Here is a 22,468-nt window from a genome sequence, read left to right as displayed (position 1 = left end):
GCTGGAAGGGATGAACAATAAGATAAAGGTGATGAAGCGGATGGCTTATGGATACCGGGATAACGCTTACTTCTTCCTGAAAATCAAAGCAGCGTTCCCCGGTAAAACGCGATGAACCAAAAAAAAGGCCGGGCTAACCCGACCTTGTTTGACCGCTCGACGCGCTTAGACCAGCTCGATCACATCGAAGTTGGCTTCGCCGCTCAGATCGGCGTCGTAGTCAACGCCTTGCAGACCAAAGCCGAACAGGCGCAGGAATTCCGCCTTGTAGCCCTGGTAATCGGTCAGTTCGTTGATGTTGTTGTCGTTCAGCTGCTGCCAGATTTCACGGCAGGTTTCCTGCACGGCGTCGCGCAATTCCCAGTCATCCAGACGCAGACGGTGTTTCTCGTCGGTGTCCGGCGCCGCGCCGCTGTACAGCTTGGTGGCAAACAGACGCTGGATCTGCTCGATGCAGCCTTCGTGAATGCCCTGCTCCTTCATAATTTTGAACACGATGGAGATATACAGCGGCATTACCGGAATGGCGGAGGAAGCCTGAGTCACCACCGACTTGAGCACCGCAACGTAAGCCGCGCCGCCTTTGGCTTGCAGTTTCTGGTTGATGGCGTGCGCCGCGCGATCCAGATCTTCTTTCGCCTTGCCCAGCGTACCGTGCCAGTAGATTGGCCAGGTCAGATCGGTACCGATGTAGGAGTAAGCGACAGACTGCGCGTTATCCGCCAGCACGCCCGCTTCGTCCAGCGCGTCCATCCACAGCTGCCAGTCCTGGCCGCCCATCACCTTCACGGTGTCGGCGATTTCTTGCTCGTTGGCCGGCTCGACCACGGCTTCAACCAGCACGTCTTTGTTGGTATCCAGCGCGACGGATTTGTACGGCTCGCCGATCGGCTTCAGGGCGGAACGCACCACTTCGCCGGTTTCCGGCATTTTACGCACCGGCGAAGCCAGCGAGTAAACCACCAGGTCAATCTGGCCCAGGTCTTTTTTGATCAGATCGATCACGGTCTGACGGCACTCGTTGGAGAATGCGTCACCGTTGATGCTTTTCGCGTACAGGCCTTCTTCTTTAGCTGCCTTGTCGAAGCCGGCGGCGTTGTACCAACCGGCGGAACCGGTTTTGCCTTCGCTGCCAGGCTTCTCGAAAAATACGCCGATGGTGGCCGCACCGCTGCCGAAAGCGGCATTGATGCGCGAGGCCAGACCGTAACCGGTGGATGCACCAATGACCAGCACCTTTTTAGGCCCGTTTTTCAGTTCGCCGCGCGACTTAACGTAGGCGATTTGCTCACGGACGTTGGCTTCACAGCCTGCCGGGTGAGCGGTGGTGCAGATAAAACCACGAATTTTAGGTTTGATAATCATAGTAATTTTTTCTTGGTAGCTAAAAACCGAAGGACAATATACCTGATTTTCTCAATATACTTAAGAAAGTGCGAAAACAAGCGCAGTGAACAGACCAGTCGGCAAGCCCACCGCCGAGGCATGTCATGATGGTAAAGGGATAATCATAGCAGGCCGGGTTGCTATTACCCGGCCTGTCGAGGGTCACGCCTTGTTCTTTTCCAACTGCTCAATCAGCGTGTAACGCAGCGATGAGGCATCGGCCGGTACGTTCTCCACCGGAGTGACGCGCACTTTCAACCGATACTGATAGCCCGGTTCGAAGGTGAAGCCCTCGATGCCGGTATAGAACAACTCCCACGGCTGCTGCGCGGAGCGGCGCACTTGCATGCATTTCATCGGGCCGACGCCCACGCAGTCCACCAGCGCGCTGTTCACCAGCAACACTTCCGTTTGGCCGCCTTTCTCGTTTGCGGGCTGATTCATCGAGGTTCCCTCCTGGCTGCAGCCGGCCAGCGCGGCCAACGCAACAAATAACAACGCTTTAATTTTCAATGTACTGCACCAATAGTCATGTAGGTCAGGCGATCCTAACAAATTGACCGGATGAATTGAACCTTGCTTCGTATTACAGAGGGAACATTATTCGTTCGCGCTTAGGGTCTGGTAGCTCGAAAAGAAGACCGAGGATTGTTGGAGATGATTTAGGGGAAATTCTCTTATAAATCAATCACACAAAAAAAGACCGAATACGATTCCTTTAATCGAACACAAATAAATAAAACCAATATTTTCAGATAGATAGCCAACATATCGATTACAAATCCATCAAAAACACTTTCGTTAACCGTCTTTTACATTCAAATAGTTATCAAAACTCTCGGGTCAGTTCGGAAAAATTTCGGCCGTTCTTGCTGCTTACTTGAATGATGACTGGTCATCAAATAACCGGCAGATCATCCCACTCGCACGACCGCATATCATTCACGCAGTACATCACCACGCCAAACACCTCGATCCCTTCTTCGCAATCTTCGTTAGCGAGTTCAGTTTCCCGGCCTGAGCCGTCCAAAAACTCGAGCGCTCGATACGGATAAAGGCGAAGCCGGCGCAGCACATGCGCTCCCTCCTCGGCGGCTACGATAATGCTGCCGTGCACCGGCGTCGCCGACGAATCGACAACAAGCAGCGCGTCAGCGTGGATACCGACCGCCATCGCCTGGCCGGCGGCGCGGAGCAGATAAGTAGCGCTCGGCTTTGAAATGCAGATCTCGTCAAGGCTTAAGCGGCGCTCAACGTAGTCTGCTGCCGGGCTGGCAAATTTTGGCATCATTCCCATGGTGTTTTACCTCACAACAAATACTGTATGCATACACAGCGTAAGCGTAGGAAAAAACCGATGTGAAGATAGATTCACTGCCGAAATGGTAGATTGCTGATCGATGAAGGAAGAAAGTAAATGCCGGGTTGTTTTCGTCGCTGCTGGATAAATAACCCTGATAACTCCAAAATACTTGACGACCTCAAAATAAGGGGTTATTATAACCCCAACAAAACAGCAGAGAGATCGGAGGATGGATAGCAGGAATGCAATAGCAATGATAGAAGCCGAAGGGTGGTATCTGGTGAGAGTAAAAGGCAGTCATCACCAGTTCAAACACCCAACGAAAAAAGGGCTGGTAACGGTAAAACACCCACAAAAGGATATACCGCTACCAACACTGAAAAGCATTAAAAAACAGGCGGGGCTTTAAACCCCACCCACTGGAGGTTTAAATGTTATACCCTGTTGCTATTGATAAAGGCGATTCATCCTTCGGCGTTCGCGTTCCTGATATTCCAGGTTGCTTCTCCGGAGGTGAAAACTATCAGGATGCGATCGAGAGTGCGCGCGAAGCCATCGAGGCACATATTGAATTATTGGTTGAAGATGGCGAAGCAGTGCCGGAAGGAACCAACGTTGAAAACTGGCTATCTGATCCAGATTTCGCCGGCGTCGTCTGGGCGCTCGTCGATGTGGATATCACGCGGCTTATGGGCAAGGCGGAGAAAATTAACGTGACACTCCCCTCATTGCTGATCCGCCGTATCGATCAGTTTGTCGCCGCGCATCCTGAGTACGGTAGCCGTTCTGCCTTCCTCTCGCGGGTTGCAGCTGATAAAGTCCTTGGCTTAGAGAAAAAATAATTTAGGTGATTAAATTGAATTCTGTTACAAGACTTGACGCATTAACAGCATTACGTTTTTTTGCGGCGGCAATGATCGTGATCGGGCATGGTCACGCTTTATTTGGCTCACTTGGTATAGCCACAAATTTTTCACTTTCTCAGGGTGTTTCTTTCTTCTTTACGCTTTCAGGATTCATTCTTGCATACAATTACAGATCTCTTCCAGATATGAAATCAGTAAAGAGGTTCATTGTCGCGCGATTCGCCAGAATATGGCCATTGCACATTGCAACGTTGATCATCTGGTTAGCACTCATCACCCCAAACATTACTCATGATTTGAATCCTTCCATTGACACAATTGCCAAACTAATCATAAACACCACATTACTTCAATCATGGTCGTTTACAGCCCCTTGGATTCTTTCTTTTAATGGAGTTGCTTGGAGCATCTCGACAGAAGCATTTTTCTATATAGTGTTTGCTTTTATTTCAATAAATTATAAAAAAGCATTCCCGATAGCAATAATGTTATCTTTAATTTCACTTGCAACCTTCATATTCATAGCAACAAAATTAGACCTATCCCAAGCTGACGGAACGCCGGGGTTTACTATGTTTAGCGTATTATATACTAACCCAGTAGTTAGAATATTTGAGTTTTTATTCGGAGTTTTTTGTGCAAAATTATTTTTCAAATCAAAAGACCTAACAATAAAAATCAGTTGTGCCAAATGGCTTTTTCTTGAATTATTATCCATAGCAATGTCTATCTATGCAGTTTACATTGCCGCACGGCCATCGCTGATTTATGATTCACTTGGTTCCGGAGCTTCTTACTATTTCTACAAGTCGGGTATATGGCTCGCTTGGGGTTTTTTAATACTAACATTCGCACTTAGTAGTGGTCCTATATCTAAAATGTTATCAATAAAACCAATGATTTTCCTTGGCGAGATAAGTTTTGCACTTTATCTTGTTCACATGATAATTTTTAACATTTTTTATTATAACTACGAACGAGTGGAAGCATTAGGGATTGCAGGAGTGTTTATTTTCTGGTTTGTATGCATAGCATCATCATCCATACTGCACATCCTAATTGAGAAACCATGTAGAAAATTCATCATGAAATATTGGGATGGGAGGAATGGTAATTGATAGTCATTAAATCATTAGTACGCCTTGCTGCTGCCATTAGCGTTGTTTATGCAATAAAGATGATTCTTTCAGGGCTGTTAAACCATCGCTTTTAATAATTGAAATAGTTATGCTCGTAATATGGGTGACATCAGAGTTGAATTGAAAAAAAAGAGACTAAGCCACCTATCACCCTAGCCTCCAACACATATGATCATTGGGGATTAATACTCTCCAATGATCATAAATCAGCAGACATCAGTGCATCTGTAAGCATCCCGACTTTAGTTCCATGAACTTTTTGAGATATCCGTTGTTTCAGCCATCAGCCGGTACTCTTCCGGCGTCAGGTTGTTCAGGGATTCATGAGGCCGCTCGTTGTTATATTCCTTCAGCCAGCGCTCTGTAATTTCCCGCGCTTCATTCAGTGTTCTGAACAGATAAAAATCCAGAATTTCTGTCCGGTATGTTCGGTTGAACCGTTCGATAAAAGCATTTTGTGTAGGCTTACCCGGCTTGATAAATTCGAGCTGCACACCATGTTCTTCGGCCCATTGGGCCAGCGCCAGTGAGACCAGTTCGGGCCCGTTGTCCATCCGCATCTTCAGCGGGTAACCACGGTTTGCCACGATCCTGTCCAGCACCCGGACGACTCGCTGAGCAGGGATATTCAGGTCGATTTCTATCGCCAGTGCTTCACGGTTAAAATCATCTACCACGTTGAAGGTCCGGAAGCGCCTGCCGCAGACCAGCGCATCGTGCATAAAATCAATGGACCAGCTCTGGTTCAGCGATCCCGGTGTGGTCAGCGAGGCCGGATTACGCACTGGCAGACGTTGCTTTCCTTTGCGACGAAAATTCAGTTTCAGCAGGCAATAAATCCGGTGAACACGTTTATGATTCCAGGTGTTGCCCTGTCTGCGCAGTAGTTGGAACAGCTTCTTAAAACCGTATCGTGGATAACGTTCTGCCAGTTCAGTCAAAGCCAGGATCACCGGTTCATCATGCCGGGTATCGGGCTGATAAAAATAGACCGTCCTGCTCAGCGATAATGTCCTGCATGCCTGGCGGATACTCATGGCAAATTGTGCCGCCAGATAACTGACGAGCTCCCGCTTTATCGCTGGCTTTAAAGCTTTTTTTCGATAACGTCTTTCAGGGCCCGACATTCAAGGCTGAGATCAGCAAACATCTGTTTTAGCCGCCGGTTTTCGTCCTCCAGATCCTTCATCTTTTTGATATCAGAAGCTTCCATCCCGCCATACTTTGCTTTCCAGTTGTAATAGGAAGCTTCGGATATTCCCGCTTCGCGGCAAACATCCTTAACGGTACATCCAGCTTCGACAGACTTCAGAACGGTAATGATCTGGTGCTCGGTGAATCGGGCTTTACGCATGACGATCTCCTCAGGGGACATAATCAGTATGTCGGAAGATCTCTAAAAGTGAATGGTCCGTTTTACCGGGATGCTTACAACTACATCCTGATGGACTAACGAAAAAATTTGTTGCGGCGCGGAAGGCTTCAGGTTTGCCGTTCGAGGAAAGTCCGCCGACCTTTCACGAGATCCGCAGTTTGGCTGGCCGGCTGTATGAGAAGGAAAGAGGGAAAGATTTTGCGCAAAAACTGCTGGGGCATTCATCAGAAACGATGACATTGAAATATCTCAACACGAGGGGAAGGAGTACGTAATGCTGTAAAAGACCGAATATCAAAATTCGAGTAAATTTCGAGTAATTTCGATCTTTCAGAAAAAAATACTTATAAATCAATCACACAAAAAAAGACCGAATACGATTCCTATATTCGGTCTAGGGAAATGGCTCTTGGGAGAGAGCCGTGCGCTAAAAGTTGGCATTTAATGCAGGGCTTGTTCAGCCATGCACTTTAAGAGTAGCCTACCGCGCCAGTTTTGCCAGCCGCCCGGCGGCCGCGTGATAGTTGCGTGACGAAATAACTATGCGGCAAAGGCGCATCAATCCGCGCGCACTGTACAAGGCGTTGGCAAACAAGCGGTTAGTCAGCGCACAGCTTCTCGGCGCGTTCGATAAACGGCGCCAGGCTCATTTTTTTCCCCGGTTCGGCAGGGTCGTCCAGCAGGAGCACCTCCAGCGGCTGCGCACGCTGATGGCCCTTCTTCACCTGCTGCTCCGCTGCGTCGTTGAGCGGGTATTGCATCAGCGTGCTGTTGTTGAGCACGAACAGCGCGCCGCCGCTGCGGCACTGCAGCGTCACTTCTTCCTTGGTGAACGCCCACTGTTTGCCGTATTCCAGTTTGGTGATGTTCACCAGTTTATCTGCCGCCAGCGCGCCGGTCGCGGTTGCCAGCAGCGTAATGCCGAGTAATACCGATTTCATGTGTTGGCCTTAAGGTTGCTATTCGCGTCGATTTTCCCGCAGCTTGCCCGGTTGCGGCAAGCCGAAATGTCAAACCGGCGCATAGGTTGCAAATAAACTGACCAGCAGCAGCACCGCCATCCCCAACCCGACTTCGAGCCAGCAGGCCAGCACCACGCCGCGCTGCGCCAGCGCCGGTACGCGGCTCATTGCCGGCACGATGGCGTAGCGATTGGCCAGCGCCACCATCACCATCAGCGCTACCAGCGCGGTTTTAATCAGCAGCAGGCGCTGATAAGGCGAGCCGAGGTTGAGCGGCCAAGCGCCGAGAATGATCAGGCTGTTGACGATGCCGGTGACGATCACCGCCGCCACCGCCAGGTGCCCCCAGCGCGAGAAACGGATCAGCGTGATGATAGCGTCGCTGCGCCACTGCGGCGGCGGCAGGTAGCGCAGGCAAACCAGCAGCGGCGCCAGGCTGCCGAACCAGTAGCCGGCGGCCAGCAGGTGCACCGCATGGTTGGCGCGGTGCAGCGCGCCCAGCGTGCCTTCGTGCATCGCCGCGTGGCCGATGAACGCCAGGCTGACCAGCAGCAGCGTCGAACACAGCGCCAACGCCTGTGCGCGCGGCCGTTCCGGCAGCAGCAGGCTCAGGATCGCCAGCAGCGACAGGCCCAGATGCCAGCGCCACACTTCGCCGAAGGTGGTGCCGAGCACCGCCCACCAGACCTCCAGCCGCCAGGCGTCTTCCCAACCGTCGCCCATTTGCCCGGCCTGAATGGCCAGCAGCGCCACGGCGGAAAGCCCAGCGGCCCAGGTGCCGGCAAGCAGCAGCGGACGCACATCGCGGGAGAGGATCGGGGAGAGGCGCTGCGGTGACAGTAAGGCGGTGAACAGACTGATGCCGAACATCAGCATCACCGCCGCAAAGTGCACCAAGCGACACAGAACGAACAGGGTCGCCAGACTCACGATCAGTTTACGGTGAAGCTGTACTGGCCTTTGGTTTTATGCCCGTCGACCGAAACCACATGCCAGCTGACGTTGTATTTGCCCGCGCTCAGCTCGCCTTCGATCGGCACATTGACCTGGGTGTTGTTGTTTGGATCGAGCTGCAGCTTGCCGGTTTTCACCACGCCGTTGTTCGGGCCGGTGATTTTCACGCCGCTGAAGTTCGGCTCGATGCCTTCGGAGAAGCTGAGGGTCAGCGCCTTCGGTGCCGGGCTGACGCTGGCGTCGGCCTTCGGCGTTTCCACTTTCAGGTGGGCGTGCGCCAGCGCTTGCTGAGAGGACAGGCCAACAAACAGGACAAAAACGGTGGAAAGCAGGCGACAAGAGGAACGAATTTTACCGATCACAGTGGTATCCCTTAACAGTAGATAACGAGAGCATAAGGGTTAAGGCCACTGCCAAGGCGATGTCTCGGCGGCCTCAACCCACCGCTAATGATTGCGCCACGGGTGAACAGAAAAACGAGTTATATCGGCTAACCCGCTGTTTTGACTCTACCATCCCTGTAGCGAATCGCGATAAATCATAACGACCGCGCCGCGGCAAGTCGAGCGCATCACTGGCATTTTGCGATCCGGCAGCACGTATCGCCGCATAACCGCGATAAACGCAGGGTAAAAAAAACCGCGCGTCAGGCTCGCCCGCGCGCGGTTTGCAAAGGATCCTTCAGGGATCAGGCCTGGCCGTTGCCACCCTGGCCCAGCGCGCCCATCTTCTTCAGATCTTTGTCGATGAAGAACAGGCCCTTGCCGCTGGTGCCCACCAGCGCCAGTTTATCCAGCACGGATTTGAACAGTTTCTCTTCTTCGTGCTGCTCAGCCACATACCACTGCAGGAAGTTGAAGGTGGAGTAATCGTGCGCGGTCATCGCGGCGTGCGCCAGTTCGTTGATCTGACGGGTGATCAGCTGCTCGTGTTCGTAGGTCTGCTGGAACACGTCCGCCAGCGATTCGAACGACACCGGCGGCGCGGCGATGGTGCCCAACAGCGGCAGAGAGCCGGTATCGCTCAGGTAGTCGAACAAACGTTGCATATGCTGCATCTCTTCCTGAGAGTGCTCTTTAAGAAATGCGGCGGCGCCTTCAAAGCCTTTATCGCTGCACCATGCGCTCATCTGCAGGTACAGGTTGGCGGAGTAGAACTCCAGATTCAGTTGCTCATTCAGCTTTTGAGTCATTTCTTGCGTCAGCATAATGATTCCTTTTATTTTGCAGGTCATGAATTTAATTTCCGCGCATTATGCCTTGCCGCCGATAAAATAAAAACACCTTATTCACACTTAACTCACATCAATTATAAATACAATAAAAATCAAATGGATATAAATAAATAAAAATTCGAGATAATCATTATGAGAATTATTTACATCTTTTATTTCAATCAAAAAGCGAATCATTCTTATTTAATAAAATAAATAGATTGCATTAACCTTGGGTAAATATCGCCTGCGGCGGCGGCGCAACGGGCTTGCCAAGCGCTGCCGGGTGGATTACCTTCTGCGCAGATTCAATGCGGCAAAGCAAGTAAGGAGCATAGCGTGGGTTACAATCTGGCCGAGTTGTCCAAAGAAGAGATGGACAGAGTGAATGTAGATCTCGCCGCCTCAGGCGTGGCGTACAAAGAGCGCTACAACATGCCGGTGATCCCGGAAGTGGTAGAGCGCGAGCAGCCGGAGCCGCTGCGCGACTATTTTCGCGAGCGCGTGGCGCACTACCGTGCGGAATCCCACAAATTCTCGCGCCTGCCGTACGAGCCGAAGGTCAAATAACAAAACCCGCCGTGAAGGCGGGTTTTCATGTCACTTGCCGGCGAACCGGTCGGTGGCGATCATCAGCCGGTGCAAAATGCCCGGTTCATCGAACGAATGCCCCGCCCCTTCCACGATATGCAGCTCCGCTTCCGGCCAGGCCTTTGCCAGATCCCAGGCGTTCTGCACCTGGCAGGCCATGTCATAGCGGCCGTGGACGATCACCGCCGGAATATGGCGGATCAGCGGCACGTTACGCAGCAACTGGTCATCGCTCTCCAGGAAGCCCAAATGGGTGAAATAGTGGTTTTCAATGCGGGCGAATGCCAGGGCGAAATCATCCTCGCCGAACGAAGCGGATTCGCGGCTCGGCAACAGCGTGACCGTTTCCCCTTCCCACACGCTCCACAGCTTGGCCGCTTCGAGCTGTACCTGTGGATCGGCTGAGGTCAGCCGCTGCCGGTAGGCGGCGATCACGTCTTTACGCTCTTCATCCGACAGAATGGACAGCACGCGCGCCCATTTGTCCGGGAAGAAGCGTGAAGCGCCGTCCTGGTAATACCAATGCAGTTCCTGTTTGCGCAGGGTGAAGATGCCGCGCAGCACCATTTCACTGACGCGTTCCGGGTGAGTCTGCGCATAGGCGAGCGCCAGCGTTGACCCCCAGGAGCCGCCGAACACCAGCCACTGGTCGACGCCGGCCATGTCGCGCAGCCGCTCGATATCGGCCACCAAGTGCCAGGTGGTGTTGCTGTCCAGGCTGGCGTGCGGACGGGAGCGGCCACAGCCGCGTTGATCGAACAGCAGCACCTTGTAGCGTTCCGGATCGAACAGCTGGCGATGATGCGGGGAGATGCCGCCGCCCGGCCCGCCGTGAATGAAGACCGCCGGTTTACCGTTCGGGTTGCCGCTCAGCTCCCAGTAGATCCGGTGGCCATCCCCTGTGTCCAGCCAACCGCTGTCGTATGCTGCTAACGGCGGGTATAAACCTCGTAATTGTTCCATGGCGTTTTCCGTCTCTCTGTGAGTCATGCTTTCATCAAAGCGGAAGCCGCCCGGCAGGTCAACGGTAAAACCTGAAAACTCGAGCGCGCGCCGAGAACTCGACGCGCGTTTGCTCAAAATCACAACGGCCTGCCGGTAAAATGCCCACAGGCCCGATCGGTTAGCGCCTTGTGATGCCTACCCGCTTTTACGCATATGCGGCTCGCGCATCTCCTGTGCGGTTTTCGCCTCGATGCTCAGCTCCGCCGTCGGGCGCAGCAGCAGGCGCGCCAGCCCGATAGGTTCGCCGGTTTCCCGGCAGTAGCCGTACTCGCCGTTTTGCAAGCGCGCCAACGCCGCGTCGATTTTCGGCAGCAGGCGGCTTTCGCGATCCAACTGGCGGAACAGCAGGCGCAGATCCTCTTCGCGCGCCGCCTTGTCGGCCTCGTCGCCCGTCGCTTCGCCGCCGTCGATCTCTTTTTTCAGCTCATCGATGTGCAGCAGCAGCTTTTGCCGCTCGTCCTGCAACCGTTGGCGGAAAAACGCCCGTTGAACCGAGTTCATATAATCAGAATCCGGCATGGCCAGCAGTTGCTGCGCATCCGGTAACGTCATGACTGTCATTGCGCTCTCCCAACACCAAAAGTGTAATATTATAACATAATATTTATTTTTAACACCCGGTCATCCAAAAACAAAATTGCATGCATAAACAGCCGGTTAACCTAAACCTGCACTTTGCCGCTTGCATCCTCTTGGCTTTAGGCGGTTAATGGCTAAGCAAGCCACCCAATCATAGGTAACGAGAGGCCATCATGAGTAAGGGAATGGATAGCAAAAAAAATGCGAAGAAGAAGCCGTTGAAAACCCCAGCTGAGAAACGTGCGGAGAAACGTGCCAAAAAAGCGCATCCGTCTGGTGAGTAAACGTCCTTCGATCCGTCATTAAACCCGCCAAGGCGGGTTTTTTATTGCCTGTAGTGAGGGTGCGGTTGGCACGGCCGCCTGTGCCGGTTAAGCTGAAGCCTGACGGCAACGCGGAGGAAAGCATGACGTTACGCGTAATAGATACCGAGACCTGCGGGCTGGACGGCGGCGTGGTGGAAGTGGCCTCCCTCGATCTGCTCGACGGCCAGTTAACCAACCCGATGAGCGATCTGGTCAGCCCGGATCGCCCCATCAGCCTCGACGCGATGGCGATTCATCACATCACCGAACAAATGGTGGAAGGCAAACCGCGCATCGCGGTGGCGATCGGCCGCTATCAGGGCAGCCCTTACTACGTGGCGCACAACGCCGCCTTCGATCGCGGCGTGCTGCCGGAGATGAACGGCGCCTGGATCTGCACCCTCAAGCTGGCGCGCACGCTGTATCCGGACATCAAGTACGGCAACCAGTATCTGCGCTATGCGCTGAACCTGGACGTGCAGCTACCGGCGGACGCCACGCTGTACCCGCACCGCGCACTGTATGACTGCTACGTCACCGCCGCGCTGCTGCAACGCATCATCAAGGATTCGGGCTGGACGCCGGAGCAAATGGTGCAGGTCACCGAACAACCGGTGCTGCTGAAGAAGTTCAAATTCGGCAAGTATCGCGGGCAGGAGATCGATCGCATCGCCCAGGAAGATCCCGGCTATCTGCGCTGGATGCTGAAATCCATCGACGACCTGAGCCCGGACATGAAGCACACGCTGAAATACTATCTGATTGGCTAACACGGCGGGCGGCACAGAGGCCGCCCGCCGAATACCGTTATTCCGCCAGCGCCAGAATGAAGGCATACTCCAGCGCAATATCCTCATAGGCCTTGAAGCGCCCGGACTTGCCGCCGTGGCCGGCATCCATGTCGGTATACAGCAGCAGCTGCCGATCGTCGGTTTTCAGCTCGCGTAGCTTGGCTACCCACTTGGCCGGCTCCCAATACTGCACCTGCGAATCGTGCAGGCCGGTGGTCACCAGCAGATGCGGGTATGCCTGCGCCTTCACCTGATCGTACGGGCTGTACTGTTTGATGTAATCGTAATAGGCCTGCTCGTTCGGGTTGCCCCACTCGTCGTATTCGCCGGTGGTCAGCGGAATGGACTCGTCCAGCATGGTGGTCACCACGTCGACGAACGGCACCTGCGCCACCACGCCGTGGAACAGCTGCGGCGCCTGGTTGATCACCGCCCCCATCAGCAGGCCGCCGGCGCTGCCGCCCATGGCGAACACCCGCTTGCCGTCGCCGTACCCCTGGGCGACCAGCGTTTCGGTCACGTCGATAAAATCGTTGAAGGTGTTCTGCTTGTTGAACAGCTTGCCGTCTTCATACCACAGCTGCCCCAGTTCGCCGCCGCCGCGAATGTGCGCCAGCACGAACACGAAACCGCGATCGAGCAGGCTCAGGCGGCTGGCGCTGAACGCCGGATCCATGCTGCTGCCGTAGGAGCCGTAGCCGTACACCATCAGCGGGTTGGCGCCGCGCTGGAAGCTGTCCTGGCGATACACCAGCGAGACCGGCACCTCGACACCGTCGCGCGCCTTCACCCACACTCGCTCGCTGCGGTAGTTTTCCGGCGTGAAGTTCTTCACTTCCTGCTGTTTGAGCATCGTCCGCTCACCGCTGTCCATGTTCAGCTCGTACAGCGTGGTCGGGGTGGTCATCGACGAATAGCCGTAGCGCAGCAGCGCGGTCTCCGGATCCGGGTTATACGCCAGCCAGGTGGTGTAAGTCGGATCGTCGAAGGCGATGCGCTTCTCTTCACCAGTCTGCCAGTGGATCTGGCGCAGCAGCGTCAGGCCGGCGCTGCGCTCCTCCACCACCAGCCAGTCGCGAAACAGGCTGAAGCCCTCCAGCATCACGTCGGCGCGCGGGGCGATCAGCGTCTGCCACTGCGCTTCATCCGCCTGTTCGCTTTGGTACAGGCCGAAGTTCTTGCCGTCCTTGTTAGAGCGGATGTAGAAATGCTGGTGATAGTGATCGATGGCGTACTCATGATCCTTACGGCGCGGCACGAACAGCTGCGGCTTGGCGTCCGCACGATCGGCGTCCAGCAGCAGGATCTCCGAGGTGGTGGTGCTGCTCAGGTGGATCAGGATAAAGCGCTCGGAGGTGGTCTTCTCCAGCCCGACGTAGAAAGTATCGTCCCGCTCTTCGTAAATCAGCTCGTCCTGCTGCGGATCGCGGCCCACCACGTGACGATAAACCTGATACGGCAACAGCGTCTTGGCGTGCTTGCGCACGTAGTAGACCGTCGAGGAGTCGTTGGCCCACTCGAAGCTGCCGGAGGTGTTCTCCAGCACTTCGTCCGCCCAGCTGCCATCGGCCAGGTTCTTGAAGCGAATGTCATACTGGCGGCGCGACAGGAAATCCTCCGCCCCCCCCAGCCGCCGGTTGTCGGGGCTGACGTCCAGCCCGCCCAGGGTGTAAAACTCGTGGTTCTCGGCGCGCTGGTTGCCGTCGATAAGCACTTCCCAGTGCTCACTCTCGGCCTGTGGCTGGCGCACGGAAATCGCGTATTCATTGCCCGGCTCATAGCGCGTCTGATAGCGATAGCCGTGGCGCACGTACGGCACCGAATGTTCCTGCTGCGGAATGCGCGCCACCATCTCTTCGTACAGGGTTTCGCGCAGCGCCTGCTGCGGTTTCAGCATCGCATCGGTGTAGGCGTTCTCCGCCTGCAGGTAGTCCAGCACCTGGCGGTCTGCGCGCTCGTCGTCGCGCAGCCAGTAATAGTCATCCACGCGCGTGTCGCCGTGGATGGTGATGGGATAAGGGCGTTTTTCCGCTTTCGGTGGGGTCATCATTGCTAAATCATCCGCTTACATAGATTGCGGCAAGAGTGACACGATTCCCCCCGGCTTGCCAAGCGGCGCTACACCAGCTCGCGCTTTTTCTCGTTGACGTCGCTCTCGATGCCCTGCTTGACGTCCGCCGGGATCTTCAGCGCCTGCGCCAGCGCATCGAGGTAGCCGCGCTCCATAAAGTGATCGACGTCGATCACCAGACAGCTCAGATAGTAGACCTCCAGCGCCTCGTCTTCGTTTTGCACGCTGCGGGCGATCAATTCCGGATTGAGCGGCTGATCGAGCGCTTCCTGCACCCAGCCCTGCGCTTCCTCCCCCACCTGCAGCTGCGCCAGGCTGTGGTCGATGGCACGCTGCTCGTCGGCATCGATATGGCCGTCGCTCTTGGCGGCGAACACCAGCGCCTGCACCAGGCGTTTGGCGCGCAGATCCACCGGCGTGGTTTGCAAACCAAACTGCGGTTCGCCCTGATGGGTCTCTTTCACCCGCTGCTTGTACTTGTTCCACAGCACCGCGCCCACCGCCGCGCTGCCGCCGACGATCAGCGCGTTCTTGCCGAACTTGCCCACCAGCTTGCGCGAGGATTTATTGGCCAACAGCACGCCGACCAGGCCGCCCAGCGCCGTGGGCGCCAGCAGCTTGCCGATGCCTTCCGCCCCGCCCATCGCGCCGGCCTTCTGCCCGATCAACGTTTGAATCTGCTGCATCCAGTTACTTTTCATCATCTACCCCTTGCGTGAAAAAGCGCGGCGCGCAGGCGCGGCCGAACCGACGGTAAACCGCCAGATTAGGGGATCTTTTGTCAATTTACGTCTGGGGGATGCAAACCTGTGTTTAGCGGATCGGCGGGCCGGGCGGCCCGCCGGGATAAGCGGCGGCGTTACGCTTCTTCGTCGCCCGCTTCGTCGTCCTGCTCGTACTCCGCCAGCTCGTCGCGCATCGCCTGGATGGCGTCGCGGGTCATCAGCGCCAGCGTGCGGTAGAAAGCGGTGGTAGCGTGCGCTTCCACTTTGCCGAGGAAGCGGCCGCACCACGGCAGCAGGAACTCGTCGAACAGGGCGATCTGCGCCTGCGCTTCATCTTCCTGCGACTGATCTTCCAGCCAGGACGCCGCCAACAGCAGCTGGCCGAAATGGTCGGCCGGCGCCTCCGCCAGCGGCATGCCGCGCTGCTGCAGGAAGGTGCGCACTTCCGCTTCGCTGGCGCCTTCGACGTAGTCGGAGCGGAACGGCGACACGCTGCATTCGCTGCCGACGAACATCGCGTTGAAGTCGGTCGCCAGTTGGTTGACGTCGCAGCCCTGCTGCAGGCGTTTCAACAGGTCATCCTGCTCCAGCGGCCAATGTTGCTGCAGCTTGCCCTCTTTGATCAGCGCGAACAGCGGCACCAGCAGCGGATCCTGCGGCTGGCGGTAGAACAGCGTACCCAGCACGCGGCAGACAATGGAAAACTCATTCATGATAATGCCTTATACAATACGGAAAATTTTGCCGGGACGATGTCACAAATCGGCCAATTCCGCAATCGCCGGCTTGCCGCGCCGTTCGAGAAAGTCCAGCAACCGGCGCGGGCTAACGTTGAGAATGCGCTCCTGCGGGAAGCCCACCTCTGCGATAATGCGCTCGCAGTGCTCAAAGTTACCCAGCGAAAAGGCGACGTGCGAATCCGAGCCCAGCGCCAGCCAGCCGCCGGCATCGCGCACCGCGGCGGCGATCGCCCGGCAGTTGGCCTCGCTGCCCTTGCGGGAATGGGTGAACGACGAGTTATTCAGCTCCAGCGCCACCTCGTATTTGGCCGCCGCCGCCGCGACGGCGGGAATGTCGATCGGGTAGCGCGGGTTGCCGGGGTGGCTGATGATATGCACGTCCCCCTGCGCCATTGCGGCGATCATCGCTTCAGTATTGGACGCTTTATCCTGCGGCGCAAACACCGGCTCATGGAAACCGGCGATGATTACGTCGGTGGCGGTCAACATCGGGCCGGTGCAGTCGATGTCGCCCTGCAGGTTTTTGATGTTGGCTTCGATGCCGCGCAAAATGCCCACGCCGTTCACCCGGCGCGGCCACACGTGCATGTTCATAAAGTGCCAGTAGTGCGGCGCATCGGCCATGTCCGGACCATGATCGGTGATGGCGAACAGCTTGATACCCTTCTGCTGGGCTTCGGCGATGTAATCGTGCAGCGTGCTGTAGGCGTGGGTGCTGGCGACGGTGTGCATATGCAAATCAACGGGGTACATTGTTTCTCCTTCCAGAGGGCCTGCCCGCAAAGGTACGGACAGGCGCGATGACAATAACAGCTTATCAGCTACCGAACGGCGGCTGAAGGATCAGTACCCCCGTTGCCTGTCAACCACGCCGGCCGGGGCATGCCCCGCCTCCAGCGCGCGAATGTTGGCGGCGATCTGATCCATCGCCTGCTGCGGCAACGTGATGGCAGCAATATGCGGGGTAATGGTGACACGCGGATGACGCCAGAACGGGTGATCCTGCGGCAGCGGCTCGCGGGCGAACACGTCCAGCGTGGCGGCGGCCAGCTGCCCCTGCTCCAGCGCTGCCAGCAGATCGGTCTCCACCAGATGCGCGCCGCGCGCGATGTTGATGAGATAGGCACCCGTGCTCAACTGCGCGAACAGCTCGCGGTTGAGGATGCCGACGGTCTCCGGCGTATTGGGCAGCAGGTTGATCAGCAATTTGACGCCGTCGAGGAAGGCCGCGCGCTGCGCCTCCCCGGCGAAGCTTTGTACGCCGTCAATCTGTTTGGCGCTGCGGCTCCAGCAGCGCACGCTAAAGCCAAACTCGGTCAGCTTGCGCGCCACGCTCTGCCCCAGCACGCCGGCGCCGAGGATGCCGATGGTGAAATCATCCAGCGAATGCGGATCGAGCGGCTGCCACGCCTGCCGCTGCTGCAGCGCCTGATACTCGTCGAAACGGCGGAAATAGCGCAGCACATAGCTCAGCGCGTATTCCTGCATCTGCTGCGCCATGCCGGTATCCTCCAGCCGCAGTAGCGGCACGCCGGCGGGCAGCGTGCCGGGGTGCTTGCGCTCCTGATCGAGGATCGCGTCGACGCCGGCGCCGAGGGCGAACACCGCTTTCAGATCGCGGCGGTTGGCCAGCATTTCGTGCGGCGGGCGCCACACCAGCGCGTAATCCGCCGGCCGCTCGTCGCCGCGCTGCCACTCGCGGATCTCGGCCTGCGGCAGGCGTTGCTTGATGCCGGCCAGCCATTCCTGGGCGTTAAACAAGGGGTGGTAATAAATGATGTTCATACTGCGGGCTCCCGTTTGTTTTTATTGGTTTTCCTCCAGCCTTCCGCGATTCGCCGCCGGATGCAAGCGTTAAAGCCCAAAATAAAAACAGCCCCGACCAGTGGGGCTGTTGTGCATGTTAGCCAATCAGGCGGCAGACGGGCCGTCGCGCCGGATAAGGCGCCGCAGCAGCGGAATTAAAATCAGCATCGCCACGCCGACGCCCGTCGCCCCCCAGCCCAGCGCGCTGAAGATTTCGCTGTAGCCGGGGTTGGTTTGCAGCGGCGTGCTGCCGCTGTTTTCCGGCATCAGGCCGGAGACGTAGCCCGCCAGCACCGAGGCGACGCCGGTCACCATCATCCAGCAGCCCATCATCACGCCCTGATAGCGCGGCGGCGCCAGCTTGCCGATCATGGCGTAGCCGATCGGCGAGATCATCAATTCACCGATGCTTTGCAGCACATAGCTAATAACGATCCATTTGAATGCCACCAGCCCGTCGCCGCCCGCCATACTGATACCCAGCGGCAGCACCAGCATGCCCAAGCCGATGCAGAACAGCGATCCGGAGAACTGCAGCGGAATGTCGATGTTGCAACCGCGAGCGCGCAGGCGGTTGAACCACCAGGCCAGCAGCGGGCCGCCCACCACGATCACCAGCGTGTTGATGTTCTGGATCCACTGCGGTGCCACCTGAATGCCGTAAACGTTCAGGTTGATGTTGTGCTCGGAGAACAGCATCAGCCCCATCGGCGCCAGCTGGTACAGCGCCCAGAACACCAGCGAGCCCAGCGCCAGGATCAGATAGGCCGCCATCCTGCGGCGCTCATCGCGCGGGTGGTGGCGCAGCGTCACCACGCACAGCATCAGGAAGATCAGCGCGCCGAGCACGATCACGAAGTGGCCGCTGAACTCGGCGTGGGTCAGCATCACGCGGATGATCGGCACCAGCGCCACCAGCACCGCCAGCCCGACCAGCATGCGCCAACGGTATTGGCTGCGGCTGGCGTCGTGCAGCGGGGTATTGAGATCCGCCAGAATGCGCCAGCGGCAGACGGCGACGATGATCGCCGCCGCGTTGCCCAGCGTGGCGAACAGGAACAGCGCGCGGTAGTTTTCCGTCAGTTGGAAATACCCGGCGACGGTAAAGCCGACGAAGAACCCGAGGTTCATACCGGCGTAGTTCCACAGGAACGCCGATTCGCGCCGATCATCGTCCGGCTTGAAACGCTGGGTGAGCATCATATTGATGCAGGTGACGTTGAGGCCGCTGCCGGTCAGGAACATCGCCAGCCCCCAGTACAGCCCCCACACGCCCGCGACGGCAATCAGCGCGCAGCCGATCACCTGCAGCACCATGCCGAGCACGAACAGGTTGCGGTTGCTGAGGAATCGGCCGCCGAGGTAGCCGCCGAACATGTGCAGGCCATAGTTGAAGGCGCCGAATACGCCCATCATGGCGTTGGCGTTGCTTTCGTTGAAGCCCAGCCGCTTGGTGGCGTACAGCACCAGCGTAGAGTAAAGCACGGCGAAGCCCAGCGTGGCGAAGATCTGGATGAAGAATAGCGCCCCCGCACCGGGGGGAATGGCATGGCGCGCTTGCGGCGCCGGCATGGCATCTGAAGGAGTCAAAACGAACCTCTACTGCATTATTATGTAATGAGTCTGTCCCTGTCTGCGATATCGCCGGCCTGTCACCCGGCAATCTGCGCGGCGCCGTGATGTTCCTTGCCAAAAACGCCGCACCAGCATGATTCCATTTAGCGACACATCTGACTAATAATCCAGTATTAATGCATATAACAGCAAACAACCCAATCTCATTGGCGATATATTGAGCTATCTGTGCAGAAAAAAGTCAAACAATCGTCTTTCATGGATTCCAACCGCTGCCTGCCCCGCCCGCCGGCGACCGCGAGTGGGAATATCGTTCGGTAAATCAGCAAATTGCTGCAAGTTTGGCTAAACGGTCATGAGAATGAAATAAGAGGGTTGACGCTGGGATCAGATTCTCCTACATTAGCGCCCGTCGACAGCGCAAAGCGTTTTCGACAACAAAACGGTGAGGTGTCTGAGTGGCTGAAGGAGCACGCCTGGAAAGTGTGTATACGCGAAAGTGTATCGAGGGTTCGAATCCCTCTCTCACCGCCAAATTCAAAGAGAAAGCTTGGATTCGCGTCCAGGCTTTTTTTTTGCATGGTGCACCGCCGAGAGGGGCGAGAAGCCTCGACAGGGTTCGACAAAACGCCTGCGTTTTGGACCGCCAACGGCGGCCCGCAGGGTGCACCGTCGAGAGGGGTGTGCTCAGCGCATCTCCCCCCTCTGCGACCGCGATTCTCATTTCCGCCTGTTATCCCCGAACCTTACCGCTGATTTTCTCGCCCATTCATGACATCTGCCCTGCCGTTCGCCGCAGTTTTCAGCAAAGTGCGCACGGCTTGAGCGGACAAACAAAAACACAGAAATTATTCTTGACCGGATCGGCCCCACTCCCTATAGTAGCGCCCCGTTGCAGCGATGATTTCGCAACAAAAAAATATGGTGAGGTGTCCGAGTGGCTGAAGGAGCACGCCTGGAAAGTGTGTATACGCGAAAGTGTATCGAGGGTTCGAATCCCTCCCTCACCGCCATATTCTAACGAGAAAGCCTGAGCGAAAGTTCAGGCTTTTTTGTATGCATAGCGCACTGGCCGCGAGGGTGAGAGCCCTCGACAGGGTTCGACAAAACGCCTGCGTTTTGGACCGCCAACGGCGGCCCGCAGGGTGAGCGCAGCGAATCAATCCCTCCCTCACCGCCACACAAAAAAGCCCGAACGCAAATTCAGGCTTTTTTATCCCCACGGCCCAACCGCTCAGTGGTGCGTGCGCCCCATAGACGCCGGCTGCGCCAACGCGCGGCGCCAGTCGCCCGGCGTTTGGCCAAACTGGCGTTTGAAGCTGCGGTTGAACGACTGCTGCGAATCGAAGCCGAGCGAAATCGCCACGCTGACGATAGGCTCGCCGCTGTTGGCCAGGCGCTCCGCCGACACTTTCAGTTTTTGCATGCGGATATACTCCCCCAGCGCGTAGCCGGTCTGGCGTTTGAACATGCGCTGCAGGTGCCATTTGGAATAGCCCGCGCGGTCCGCCACAGTGTTGATATCCAGTTTCTCTTCCAGATTGTTGTCGATCCACGCCTTCAAATCGGTAATAAAGCCCGTAGTGTTCATGCTGATGCTCCCATCATTCGGCAGGGTCACCCTCTGCCCGATGCACATACGTTGCAACAGTTTCGCTTTAAATGCAATTTTTATTATTGCATTTACCAGAAAGCCGCCACTATACTCCACCCAATTAATGTAACCGATATTGATACATTAATGTGACACCAATGTGTTTCAAAACCTAACGCTGCGCCGCTGCTGGGCGCAGCCGCCCCCTCACCGCACGCCGGCGCAGGGGCGAATCCCGGAGAACAGGGCCGGGTATGGGGCCTGACCGCGCTTACTTATCGGAATAAAAATAATGGCAAATCAACCAAACTCATCGTTCAACGCCGGCGGCCGCACGCGCGCCGTCGCTCTGGGCCAGCGGCTCTCCGGGGTGGCGCTGCTGGCCACTCTGCTCGCCGGGTGCGACAACAGCGTCGCGCACAACGCCCCGCCACCGCCGCCGGTGGTCAGCGCCGCCAGCGTGGTGGTCAAGCCGATCAGCCAATGGGATGCCTTCAACGGCCGGGTCGAAGCGGTGCAAAGCGTGCAACTGCGCCCACGGGTCTCCGGCTACATCGAACGGGTCAACTACACCGAAGGCGATGAGGTGAAGAAAGGTCAGGTGCTGTTCACCATCGACGATCGTACCTACCGCGCCGCGCGCGAACAGGCGCAGGCCGAGCTGGTGCGGGCACGCAACCAGGCCGCCCTGGCGCGCAGCGAATCCTCGCGCACCGAGAAACTGATCGGCACTCAGGCCATCTCTCAGGAAGTCTGGGAGCAGCGCCGGTCGTCCGCCGCGCAGGCGCAAAGCAACGTGCTGGCGGCGCAGGCCCAGCTCGACATGGCGCAGCTGAATCTCGACTTTACCCGCGTTACCGCGCCGATTGACGGGCGCGCCAGCCGCGCAATGATCACCGCCGGCAACCTGGTCACCGCCGGCGACAGCGCCAGCGTGCTGACGACGCTGGTGTCGCTCGACAAGGTCTACGTCTATTTCGACGTGGATGAAGCCACCTTCCTGCGCTATCAGCAGCAGGGCCGGCACGACGCGCGCCTGCCGGTGAAGGTCGGCCTGGTGGGCGAAGACGGCACCCCGCATCAGGGTCTGGTGGATTTCACCGATAACCAGCTGAACGCCGGGACCGGCACCATCCGCATGCGCGCCCTGCTCGACAACCGCGAGCGCCGCTTCACGCCGGGGCTGTTCGCCCGCGTGCAGATGCCCGGCAGCGCCGAGTTCAACGCCATGCTGATCGACGATAAAGCGGTGATGACCGACCAAAACCGCAAGTTCGTTTACATCGTCGATAAAGACGGCAAGGCGCAGCGCCGCGACATCGACGTGGGCCGCATGGCCGAAGGATTGCGCATCGTGCAGCAAGGGTTGGCAAACGGCGATCGGGTGATCGTCGACGGCATGCAGAAAGTGTTTATGCCGGGCATGCCGGTCGACGCGAAAGCCGTCGCCATGAACCCTATCGCTTCCGCACTCAATTAAGCTCCCAG

At 56.9% G+C, this 22,468-nt stretch carries 25 protein-coding genes, 2 tRNA genes and 1 other RNA gene; 11 read left to right on the top strand and 17 right to left on the bottom strand.

Translation table 11 applies throughout. The features are described 5' to 3' along the window. Window positions 1-115: transposase (locus M6G53_RS21255; protein WP_253334315.1), on the top strand; the 115-nt coding region annotated here is incomplete at its 5' end. A 50-nt stretch (window positions 116-165) separates the two neighbouring features. On the opposite strand, the gene fabV is transcribed toward M6G53_RS21255, so the two are convergent. From fabV to M6G53_RS21240, 3 genes are all read right to left on the bottom strand, one after another. Next, window positions 166-1,365 carry an enoyl-ACP reductase FabV gene (gene fabV, locus M6G53_RS21250; RefSeq protein WP_253334309.1) on the bottom strand — a complete coding sequence of 400 codons (1,200 nt, stop codon included), beginning with the start codon at window positions 1,363-1,365 and terminating at the stop codon, window positions 166-168. A gap of 183 nt (window positions 1,366-1,548) precedes the next feature. Beyond that, a complete protein-coding gene (locus tag M6G53_RS21245) occupies window positions 1,549-1,899 on the bottom strand; it encodes a DUF4377 domain-containing protein (RefSeq protein WP_004940949.1) in 351 nt (116 codons plus the stop codon). 385 nt (window positions 1,900-2,284) lie between these two features. Continuing rightward, on the bottom strand, window positions 2,285-2,683 hold the full coding sequence (locus tag M6G53_RS21240; protein ID WP_253334307.1) for a HumD family translesion DNA polymerase: 399 nt from the start codon (window positions 2,681-2,683) through the stop codon (window positions 2,285-2,287). 235 nt (window positions 2,684-2,918) lie between these two features. Between M6G53_RS21240 and M6G53_RS21235 the strand changes: the two genes are divergently transcribed. The 3 genes from M6G53_RS21235 to M6G53_RS21225 are packed head-to-tail and all read left to right on the top strand — an operon-like array spanning window position 2,919 to window position 4,673. Next, window positions 2,919-3,098: a type II toxin-antitoxin system HicA family toxin gene (locus M6G53_RS21235; protein ID WP_253334305.1), complete on the top strand. Its 180-nt coding sequence runs from the start codon at window positions 2,919-2,921 to the stop codon at window positions 3,096-3,098. Window positions 3,099-3,120: 22 nt separating this feature from the next. After that, window positions 3,121-3,531: a type II toxin-antitoxin system HicB family antitoxin gene (locus M6G53_RS21230; protein ID WP_253334303.1), complete on the top strand. Its 411-nt coding sequence runs from the start codon at window positions 3,121-3,123 to the stop codon at window positions 3,529-3,531. A 5-nt stretch (window positions 3,532-3,536) separates the two neighbouring features. Beyond that, window positions 3,537-4,673: an acyltransferase family protein gene (locus M6G53_RS21225; protein ID WP_253334301.1), complete on the top strand. Its 1,137-nt coding sequence runs from the start codon at window positions 3,537-3,539 to the stop codon at window positions 4,671-4,673. Between the two features lie 263 nt (window positions 4,674-4,936). Here M6G53_RS21225 and M6G53_RS21220 read toward each other — a convergent pair. Further along, window positions 4,937-6,048, bottom strand: a protein-coding gene (locus M6G53_RS21220) for an IS3 family transposase (RefSeq protein ID WP_253334299.1) whose coding sequence is annotated in 2 segments (ribosomal slippage) — window positions 4,937-5,787 and window positions 5,787-6,048 — 1,113 coding nt in all. Because the reading frame shifts where the segments join, the coding sequence is not laid out codon by codon here. A gap of 134 nt (window positions 6,049-6,182) precedes the next feature. Here M6G53_RS21220 and M6G53_RS21215 point away from each other — a divergent pair. Then, window positions 6,183-6,344, top strand: a complete 162-nt coding sequence (locus tag M6G53_RS21215) for a tyrosine-type recombinase/integrase (RefSeq protein ID WP_436286545.1) — start codon at window positions 6,183-6,185, stop codon at window positions 6,342-6,344. 324 nt (window positions 6,345-6,668) lie between these two features. On the opposite strand, the gene M6G53_RS21210 is transcribed toward M6G53_RS21215, so the two are convergent. The 4 genes from M6G53_RS21210 to ftnA all read right to left on the bottom strand — a co-directional run bounded on the left by M6G53_RS21210 (window position 6,669) and on the right by ftnA (window position 9,192). Continuing rightward, the gene (locus M6G53_RS21210) at window positions 6,669-7,010 is read right to left on the bottom strand and encodes a YebY family protein (protein WP_025302452.1); all 342 of its coding nucleotides are present in this window, start codon (window positions 7,008-7,010) and stop codon (window positions 6,669-6,671) included. A gap of 69 nt (window positions 7,011-7,079) precedes the next feature. Further along, window positions 7,080-7,961: a copper homeostasis membrane protein CopD gene (copD, locus tag M6G53_RS21205; protein WP_253334297.1), complete on the bottom strand. Its 882-nt coding sequence runs from the start codon at window positions 7,959-7,961 to the stop codon at window positions 7,080-7,082. 2 nt (window positions 7,962-7,963) lie between these two features. After that, window positions 7,964-8,347 (bottom strand): CopC domain-containing protein YobA, encoded by a 384-nt coding sequence (yobA, locus tag M6G53_RS21200; protein ID WP_253334295.1) that lies wholly within the window; start codon window positions 8,345-8,347, stop codon window positions 7,964-7,966. Between the two features lie 326 nt (window positions 8,348-8,673). Next, a complete protein-coding gene (ftnA, locus tag M6G53_RS21195; RefSeq protein WP_253334293.1) occupies window positions 8,674-9,192 on the bottom strand; it encodes a non-heme ferritin in 519 nt (172 codons plus the stop codon). Between the two features lie 345 nt (window positions 9,193-9,537). Between ftnA and M6G53_RS21190 the strand changes: the two genes are divergently transcribed. Next, complete coding sequence (locus M6G53_RS21190; protein WP_253334291.1) at window positions 9,538-9,768, top strand: DNA polymerase III subunit theta; 231 nt, start codon at window positions 9,538-9,540, stop codon at window positions 9,766-9,768. 30 nt (window positions 9,769-9,798) lie between these two features. Here M6G53_RS21190 and pip read toward each other — a convergent pair whose 3' ends face one another. Beyond that, a complete protein-coding gene (gene pip, locus M6G53_RS21185) occupies window positions 9,799-10,752 on the bottom strand; it encodes a prolyl aminopeptidase (protein ID WP_253334289.1) in 954 nt (317 codons plus the stop codon). A 177-nt stretch (window positions 10,753-10,929) separates the two neighbouring features. Continuing rightward, window positions 10,930-11,355, bottom strand: coding sequence for an RNA polymerase-binding protein DksA (gene dksA / locus M6G53_RS21180; protein ID WP_253334287.1), 426 nt, complete (start codon window positions 11,353-11,355; stop codon window positions 10,930-10,932). 424 nt (window positions 11,356-11,779) lie between these two features. Here dksA and exoX point away from each other — a divergent pair, with 424 nt between their 5' ends. Further along, the gene (exoX, locus tag M6G53_RS21175; RefSeq protein WP_253334285.1) at window positions 11,780-12,448 is read left to right on the top strand and encodes an exodeoxyribonuclease X; all 669 of its coding nucleotides are present in this window, start codon (window positions 11,780-11,782) and stop codon (window positions 12,446-12,448) included. Window positions 12,449-12,485: 37 nt separating this feature from the next. Here the strand turns inward: exoX and M6G53_RS21170 are convergent, their stop codons facing one another. The 6 genes from M6G53_RS21170 to M6G53_RS21145 form a co-directional block, all read right to left on the bottom strand. Next, window positions 12,486-14,519 (bottom strand): S9 family peptidase, encoded by a 2,034-nt coding sequence (locus tag M6G53_RS21170; RefSeq protein ID WP_253334282.1) that lies wholly within the window; start codon window positions 14,517-14,519, stop codon window positions 12,486-12,488. A 68-nt stretch (window positions 14,520-14,587) separates the two neighbouring features. After that, window positions 14,588-15,241 carry a tellurite resistance TerB family protein gene (locus M6G53_RS21165; protein ID WP_253334280.1) on the bottom strand — a complete coding sequence of 218 codons (654 nt, stop codon included), beginning with the start codon at window positions 15,239-15,241 and terminating at the stop codon, window positions 14,588-14,590. Window positions 15,242-15,399: 158 nt separating this feature from the next. Next, window positions 15,400-15,978: a TorD/DmsD family molecular chaperone gene (locus tag M6G53_RS21160; protein ID WP_038875853.1), complete on the bottom strand. Its 579-nt coding sequence runs from the start codon at window positions 15,976-15,978 to the stop codon at window positions 15,400-15,402. A 42-nt stretch (window positions 15,979-16,020) separates the two neighbouring features. Then, entirely contained in the window at window positions 16,021-16,758 is a 738-nt protein-coding gene (locus M6G53_RS21155) for a phosphatase (protein ID WP_253334279.1), read from the bottom strand. A 90-nt stretch (window positions 16,759-16,848) separates the two neighbouring features. Continuing rightward, window positions 16,849-17,790, bottom strand: a complete 942-nt coding sequence (gene ghrA / locus M6G53_RS21150) for a glyoxylate/hydroxypyruvate reductase GhrA (RefSeq protein WP_253334278.1) — start codon at window positions 17,788-17,790, stop codon at window positions 16,849-16,851. 126 nt (window positions 17,791-17,916) lie between these two features. Then, on the bottom strand, window positions 17,917-19,383 hold the full coding sequence (locus M6G53_RS21145) for a peptide MFS transporter (protein ID WP_253334313.1): 1,467 nt from the start codon (window positions 19,381-19,383) through the stop codon (window positions 17,917-17,919). Window positions 19,384-19,830: 447 nt separating this feature from the next. On the opposite strand from M6G53_RS21145, the gene M6G53_RS21140 reads away from it, so the two are divergent. From M6G53_RS21140 to M6G53_RS21130, 3 genes are all read left to right on the top strand, one after another. Continuing rightward, a tRNA-Ser gene (locus M6G53_RS21140) sits at window positions 19,831-19,920 on the top strand. A gap of 389 nt (window positions 19,921-20,309) precedes the next feature. Further along, window positions 20,310-20,399: transfer RNA gene (locus tag M6G53_RS21135), tRNA-Ser, on the top strand. Window positions 20,400-20,446: 47 nt separating this feature from the next. Then, window positions 20,447-20,566, top strand: a non-coding RNA gene (locus M6G53_RS21130) — RtT sRNA. 54 nt (window positions 20,567-20,620) lie between these two features. On the opposite strand, the gene M6G53_RS21125 is transcribed toward M6G53_RS21130, so the two are convergent. After that, complete coding sequence (locus M6G53_RS21125) at window positions 20,621-20,977, bottom strand: helix-turn-helix domain-containing protein (RefSeq protein WP_004928813.1); 357 nt, start codon at window positions 20,975-20,977, stop codon at window positions 20,621-20,623. A gap of 295 nt (window positions 20,978-21,272) precedes the next feature. Between M6G53_RS21125 and sdeA the strand changes: the two genes are divergently transcribed. After that, entirely contained in the window at window positions 21,273-22,460 is a 1,188-nt protein-coding gene (sdeA, locus tag M6G53_RS21120) for a multidrug efflux RND transporter periplasmic adaptor subunit SdeA (protein ID WP_253334277.1), read from the top strand. The last annotated feature ends 8 nt before the right edge of the window (window positions 22,461-22,468 follow it).

The sequence above is a fragment of the Serratia nevei genome (assembly GCF_024160145.1).
GTDB classification, from domain to species: Bacteria; Pseudomonadota; Gammaproteobacteria; order Enterobacterales; family Enterobacteriaceae; genus Serratia; species Serratia nevei_A.
The sequence above is the reverse complement of the archived record's forward strand: the minus strand, read 5'-3'. Positions and strand labels throughout refer to the sequence as shown.